The 6,200-nt window shown below is 58.0% G+C and carries 4 protein-coding genes and 1 pseudogene; 2 read left to right on the forward strand and 3 right to left on the reverse strand.

Translation table 11 applies throughout. The annotated features are described in order from the left end of the window. The first annotated feature begins 850 nt into the window (after positions 1–850). Together AC0L3B_RS37765 and AC0L3B_RS37770 are read left to right on the forward strand one after the other, a co-directional pair. Positions 851–2,290: an aldehyde dehydrogenase family protein gene (locus tag AC0L3B_RS37765; protein ID WP_473382588.1), complete on the forward strand. Its 1,440-nt coding sequence runs from the start codon at positions 851–853 to the stop codon at positions 2,288–2,290. A gap of 329 nt (positions 2,291–2,619) precedes the next feature. Further along, on the forward strand, positions 2,620–3,159 hold the full coding sequence (locus tag AC0L3B_RS37770) for a hypothetical protein (RefSeq protein ID WP_473382590.1): 540 nt from the start codon (positions 2,620–2,622) through the stop codon (positions 3,157–3,159). Positions 3,160–3,197: 38 nt separating this feature from the next. On the opposite strand, the gene AC0L3B_RS37775 is transcribed toward AC0L3B_RS37770, so the two are convergent. The 3 genes and pseudogenes from AC0L3B_RS37775 to AC0L3B_RS37785 form a co-directional block, all read right to left on the reverse strand. Beyond that, complete coding sequence (locus AC0L3B_RS37775; RefSeq protein ID WP_473382593.1) at positions 3,198–4,313, reverse strand: amidohydrolase family protein; 1,116 nt, start codon at positions 4,311–4,313, stop codon at positions 3,198–3,200. A gap of 123 nt (positions 4,314–4,436) precedes the next feature. Beyond that, positions 4,437–5,603: a CaiB/BaiF CoA transferase family protein gene (locus tag AC0L3B_RS37780; protein WP_473382597.1), complete on the reverse strand. Its 1,167-nt coding sequence runs from the start codon at positions 5,601–5,603 to the stop codon at positions 4,437–4,439. Positions 5,604–5,681: 78 nt separating this feature from the next. Then, positions 5,682–6,200, reverse strand: a pseudogene (locus AC0L3B_RS37785) (hypothetical protein); the annotation flags it as partial.

The following is a 6,200-nucleotide window of genomic DNA, read 5'->3' on the forward strand; positions in this document are numbered from 1 at the left end:
TCAACTTCGATGCTCAACCATGACCCAGGCCGCCGCTCGCGAGCATAGGGCGACCATCGCCGGCATGTAGACGCGCGGCCAAGAAATGCGCACCGCTCTCTATCGCAGCTAACGGCACGTCACGTCTTGCTTTTGAGGCAATGGGATGCAAAGCTCGAGGATGCCACGTGTCGGAACCGACAAGCTAGACACGTAGTTTCAAGCACGCCACTATCGGTTTTTTGGACGGCATCACGACTCGTGCATGTACAGGCGAGCCCACCAAGAGTTGTTGTTGATTTTCAAAAGGCGCCGACCCGCCGCCCCGAACGTCTTTTGGGGCCAGCGCGGTTACCGATACGCTTATCTGCAGAGCTGCGCGCGCCGTCGCGATTCGGCTGCGGCCCTATCGATCCGCAAAAACTCCACCATAGTCCAGTTTGGCATCCGCTGCCTTGCAAGCAGCAGGATCGATGAAAATGCACCCGCCAGAGGAGCCAGACCTAAGGATCCCTAACAGCCACGGCCCGCTCCGATTTCGGCATGCTTGAGATTGTAAGTGGATCGTAAGTCGCGGGGCGCATCCATGTGATCTGTATCTCGGCGCGATATTCAGGAAGTATGTTTTTGGAAACCGAGGACGAAAGGGTTGTTGTTTGAAGAATTCCTTCGATCGGGGGCGATTTTCGCGGTCTTTGGACGTCGAAGCTTCTTTATATCGCTAGCTTGGGCGGGTGTACGAATGGTTGGTCCAGTAGTGGAGGGAAACATCACTGTCCGCCAAGGCACGTTTGAAGCACCACACCAACATCCCGCGCCTTGCGACACCAACGTGACAGCTTGGCTCGGGGAGGCTCAAGGAGCAGATCGCATGCGCAAATACCTGAATTTCTACAACAACGGCCATTGGGTCGCCCCGGAGACTCCCAAGCAGATGGACGTCATCAACCCCGCCACAGAAGAAGTGTGCGGTCATATCTCGGCTGGCTCGGCGGCCGACGTCGACAAGGCTGTGGCCGCAGCCAAGAGGGCTTTCGTCAGCTTTTCACAGACCAGCCGAGAAGAGCGCATCGAGCTCTTGCAATCCATCCTGGCCGAGTACCGGAGACGCTTCAATGATCTGGCCAAAGCAATAACCGAGGAAATGGGCGCACCGGCAAAGTTCGCAGATCAGGCGCAGGTTTCCTCGGGCCTAGTCCAGATCAACGCCGGCATCGAGGTCTTGAAGACCTTCAAGTTCGAGGAAGACCGTGGAACGACGCGCATCGCCAAGGAGCCAATCGGTGTCTGCGGCATGATCACTCCCTGGAATTGGCCAATCTACCAGATCGTCTGCAAGGTGGTGCCGGCGCTCGCCACCGGCTGCGCCATGGTTCTAAAGCCCTCCGAAGAGGCGCCGTTCAGCGCCTACATTTGGTCCGAGATCATGGACGCGGCGGGCGTCCCGGCGGGTGTTTTCAACATGATCAATGGAGCGGGGCCCGAGGTCGGGGCTGTGATCGCAAGCCATCCCGGGATTGACATGGTTTCTTTCACCGGCTCGACCCGGGCCGGGATTGAGGTGGCCCGTACCGCCGCAGCCACGGTTAAGCGAGTGGCCCAGGAGCTGGGCGGCAAGAGTCCGTATATAATTCTTGAAGACGCCGATCTCGATACTGCTGTCATCCGTGGCGTGCGCTCGGTTATGAGCAACTCTGGGCAGTCCTGCGACGCACCTACTCGTATGTTGGTGCCGACAAACAAGGTTGAACAGTCCATCGCCATCGCCAAGCAGGCCGCAGAAGCCACTAGTGTCGGTGATCCGAACGGCACCGCGAGTATCGGACCGGTGGTAAACAAGAGGCAATGGGAGAATATCCAGCGTCTAATCCAGACTGGCATTGACGAGGGGGCGACGCTTGTTACCGGCGGCATCGGGCGTCCGGACGGGCTCGGCAAAGGCTTCTATGTAAAGCCCACTGTGTTCGCCAATGTAAAAACCCATATGACCATTGCGAAGGAAGAGATTTTCGGGCCGGTGGTGTCGATCCTCAGCTACGAGAGCATTGACGAGGCGGTGAAGATCGGCAACGACACCGAATATGGCCTGGCGGCTTACATTTCCGGTTCAGACATGAAAACGATTCGTGCCGTGGCCGCGCAGCTGCGTGCCGGCCAGATCTCGATCAACGGCAGCGGCGGCGACCCGACCGCTCCGTTCGGCGGATACAAGTTGAGCGGCAATGGTCGCGAAGCAGGTGATTACGGCTTCCACGAATACCTCGAGATCAAGGCCGTGCTCGGCTATCGACTCAAACAGGCGGCCGAGTAATCGTATTAAGGGCGCTCGGGGGGCTCGCAGAGCCCGCCGCGAACATCTCGCTCCCTGCTGAGCGAAGCTTCCTCTCTTTCGGCACGTGGTTCGATGGCGAGCCCCATAGCTCGTTGGCGAGCGCATTAATCACGAGGACGATGTAGCGCCACAAATCGAGCGCCTGGCCAGCGCGGATCAGAAAGTCCAGCGGATGATGCGTACTACCGCTCGCGGAGAGAGCGAAATGATGCGCTTCGCACGTTCATCGAGTGAACGGCAGGCGACGCTCCCGACATTCGCAGGTCGTCAATGGCGTCGCCTGTTCAGGCGGGTCCGAGCGAGGCGACATGATGCGGCGCGTCGATCCAGCCGAGTCAGAACCCGATCATAGCAGTGTCTTCGCCCACGGCGAGTCGCGCGAGCTCGGTGTTGAAGTCGGCGAGCGCGATCGACAAAGTGACGTGCTCGTCGAGATACGCTTTCCACGACGCAACGGAAAGTCACGCCGCGGATTGGCGCTGCCGTGGCTCGACCGTAAGATGCCGTTCACTCGTGAGCTTTCCCCAGCGGAACGCCTTCTCTTTCATTTCCCTGCAGCTGCCAAGCCGTGCGATTTGGTCGCCGGTCCGCACCATCTCGACGCTCCCTCGAAAGGCGCGTGTGATTGTCCGAGCTTCGATTCGGCAATCGCCACCCGCCTGTCAGGCTTCCGAGTGGGACGCATCGAGCGAGTCATCGGCGAGCAGCGTATGCGTTCGACAGCCTTCCGCCAGTATGCCGCGTTACTTTGTCGATGTCAGCATGCGCGACCAACCGACGACGTATCCTGGCATGCCTATTCGAGCCCGATGGACAGGTATTGGGAATGCGAATGCACCCCGTTTTGAGTTGCATGTTGATATTAACGAGAATCGTCTAACCTAAGTCAGTCCAGCCGATAGAAGCGGCGCGCGGTTCTTTTAAACAGCCACGCCTTTTCCTCGGTGCTAGCTCCAGCGGCGATCAGCTTGAACGCATTCCACAAAGTTGCGTAATCGCCAGAAGGGGCATCAATTGGATAATTGCTCTCAAACATTGATCTGCTGGGTCCGAATGCTTGAATGCAGGTCTCGATATATGGCCGCCATGCAGCAGCCAATTCCTGAGATCCCGCCTTTGGTTTGCGACCCCAAAGCCCAAAGCCGTCAGTGGCATAATATCCAAGACCGCCGAGTTTGACATAAACATTTTCGCGCCGCGACAAGTCTTGGATCGCTGGCCTCCAAGCAGCAAAAACCTCATGCTGCTTATCCGCATAAGGTCCGATCCCGATCGGGCCACCACAATGGCAAAGGACAATTCGAATATCCGGAAATGCGTCCGCGAGCGCAATGACGTCGCCGATCTGCGTGTGGTATTGCCAAGCGTCGAACGACAGGCCGAATTCGCCGAGTTTGGCAAAGCCTTCGCGGAAATCCGGGGTATCATACAGCCCCGCGGCCTTTGGATTGGTGCGCATGGCGCCGACTTCAGGACTTGGATCAAAAGCGCCGGAATGACGAATTCCCTTGAACCGCCCGCTTCCTGCTCGGATATGGGCTTCTAAGACGTCCGCGACCGCTGCGCCGGCCGTTAGATCAGCGCGCCCCACGATACCCTCGCACACAAGCACGGGCCCATACCGGCCACTGGCCGCCATAGCTGCCACTCCGCCCGCGAATTCAGTTTCTCCGACGGGCTTAATAAAATCCGGTCCGTTGGCGCGGTAAAAAGCTCCGCATTCGACATGTACCGTGCTTTCCACTCGATGACCGGTGGAGAGATCGGTGAGTAGGTTGGGGAGCAAATAGTGGGTCGGCGATTCCGAATACGGCCATGGGAGATGAGCATAATCCCAAAGGTGGTGGTGTGGATCGCAAATCGCCAGGTCAGGCTCGATGATGGGCTCAACGTGCGCGGCGAATTCTTCAGTATTCATAGCGCCATTTTCCTCTGTTTTTGAATCACGATGGGGACGGAATGGGGATGCCGTAGGCACGTGCGCTTCGTTAATCATGGTCATGGTAATTCCGCGGACGTCCGATTTCTTGCATCGGCTCCCATGCGCGGTCTTCCTCGTGTAATCAAAGCAGCCGCGATCGCGCGTGAATGTAGCCCGAGCCCCTGTTTGGCTAGGCGAGATCGGTCAACTGGCAGCTCCGCTAGCCCGTAGCTCAGTTATCTCGTCCTTGAGAAAGCCGAAGCGTGCAAGTACCTCATCTGTATGTTCGCCAAGCATTGGAGCGGGGCTAGTCCGGCAGTTACCGATACCCATCTCAACTGCTTTGCTCATGCTAAGGTATTTGCCAATGTGCGGATGTTCATGCTCGACAACGATCTCTTGCGCCAGGAGCTGGGGATGGTCAAACATCTCCTCGACCTTGCGGACTGCGATGCAAGGCACTTTGCCATGCATCAGCTGTTCCCATTCGAGCGCCGTGTGTTGCTTCAGGGCTTCCTTAAGCAGCGCTATGATCTCGCCCGAACGGTCGTGACGTTTCTTCAAAGTGTCGTACCGGGAGTCCTCGGACAGTTCTGGAAAACCGAGAGATTCACAAAGGTCCTTCCAAAAGGCTGGGGAGGGGGCTTGCAGGTAGAGGTACCCCTCCTTGGCCGGATATATTCCCGCCCAACTCAAGCCCCAATCACGATCGGCGTCGCGCGGCTCGCTTGCTGCCCATATGAAGCGGCCAGCCTGCAACGCGATAGCCGACCGCAACAGAGAGACCTTCACGTGCTGTCCTTCACCCGTTCGGAGCCGGTGTACGAGTGCTGACAAAATTCCGAAAGCGACCATAGAAGCCGCGTAATAATCCACAATCGAACCTCGCAAGATTTGCGGTTGCCCGGTGCCAGCCCCCTGCATAAAGGCCATGCCGGTGAAGCACTGCAGCATCGTGTCGTACCCGGGATGATCCCGGAGAGGGCCGCTTTCTCCGTAACCCGTCAGTGAGCAGTAGATGAGATCGCCACGATGGCTTCGCAGTGTTTCGTAGTCGATGCCAAGCGAGAGAGGGACGGAGGGACGGAAGTTGTGTACGACGACATCGGCCTGCTCGACCAATCGATGGAACGCGGCTCGGCCCTGAGCATGTTTCAGATTGAGAACAATGGAGCGCTTGTTTCTATTGACCCCCAGAAAGGCTCTCGACTCGTCCTTCAAGCTGGATGGGTATTGCCGGAGCGTGTCACCGCCGGGAGCCTCAATCTTGATGACCTCCGCTCCCACATCCCCTAGTAAGGCGCATCCGTAAGGTCCAGCGAGATACCCGGTGAGATCAAGCACGACCACACCCTCGAGCGCATCCATCATAATTGCCTCTCGTGTTCCGATTGAATTTGCTCGTAGGACGCGGCCAGATCGTCTCCGGTGCCCCCTCGAACGGAGCGGTCAATAAGCGGGGACTTCAAAGTCTGGCAAAGTGCCAACATCCATCCCAGCCGCCTGCGCTTTTTTAAGCAGGTTCATCGCGCTCCGAATGTGCGCATAGTCCACCAGCCCTGACTTGTACCGCACCGCGGCGTTGCCCTTTGCAATGCCTTCGGCCAGCGCGAGCACGAGGCCGCGCGCCTCGTCGATTTCAACCTGGGAGGGCGAGTAGATCTCATTGATAATTGGGATATGGCTCGGATGGATTGCCGAAGCCCAGGACGCGCCCAGACGCTTCGACTTTTCGCCGATGCGCCGCACGAGCTCAAGATCATCCAACTTCGTAGTCATGGCTCCTTCGACGTGCACAATTCCGGCAGCACGTGCTTGCAGCGCAGAATAGGCTCCAAAGAAAAGAGCCTCGGCAGCCCCTTCTTCGTACTGCAAGCCGAGAGAACGCGCCCCGTCTCCAGCGGGCACCGGGCCACCGGTCCCGCCAGCTCGCTTGATGCGCGGGGAGGCCATGCAGATTTCATAGAG

The organism is Bradyrhizobium sp. Kon56, from assembly GCF_055807635.1.

Excerpts from the sequence above, each read along its gene's own strand:
- AC0L3B_RS37765 (WP_473382588.1), top strand. The coding sequence starts at position 851 with ATGCGCAAATACCTGAATTTCTACAACAACGGCCATTGGGTCGCCCCG.
- AC0L3B_RS37770 (WP_473382590.1), top strand. The coding sequence starts at position 2,620 with ATGATGCGGCGCGTCGATCCAGCCGAGTCAGAACCCGATCATAGCAGT.
- AC0L3B_RS37775 (WP_473382593.1), bottom strand. The coding sequence starts at position 4,313 with ATGACCATGATTAACGAAGCGCACGTGCCTACGGCATCCCCATTCCGT.
- AC0L3B_RS37780 (WP_473382597.1), bottom strand. The coding sequence starts at position 5,603 with ATGATGGATGCGCTCGAGGGTGTGGTCGTGCTTGATCTCACCGGGTAT.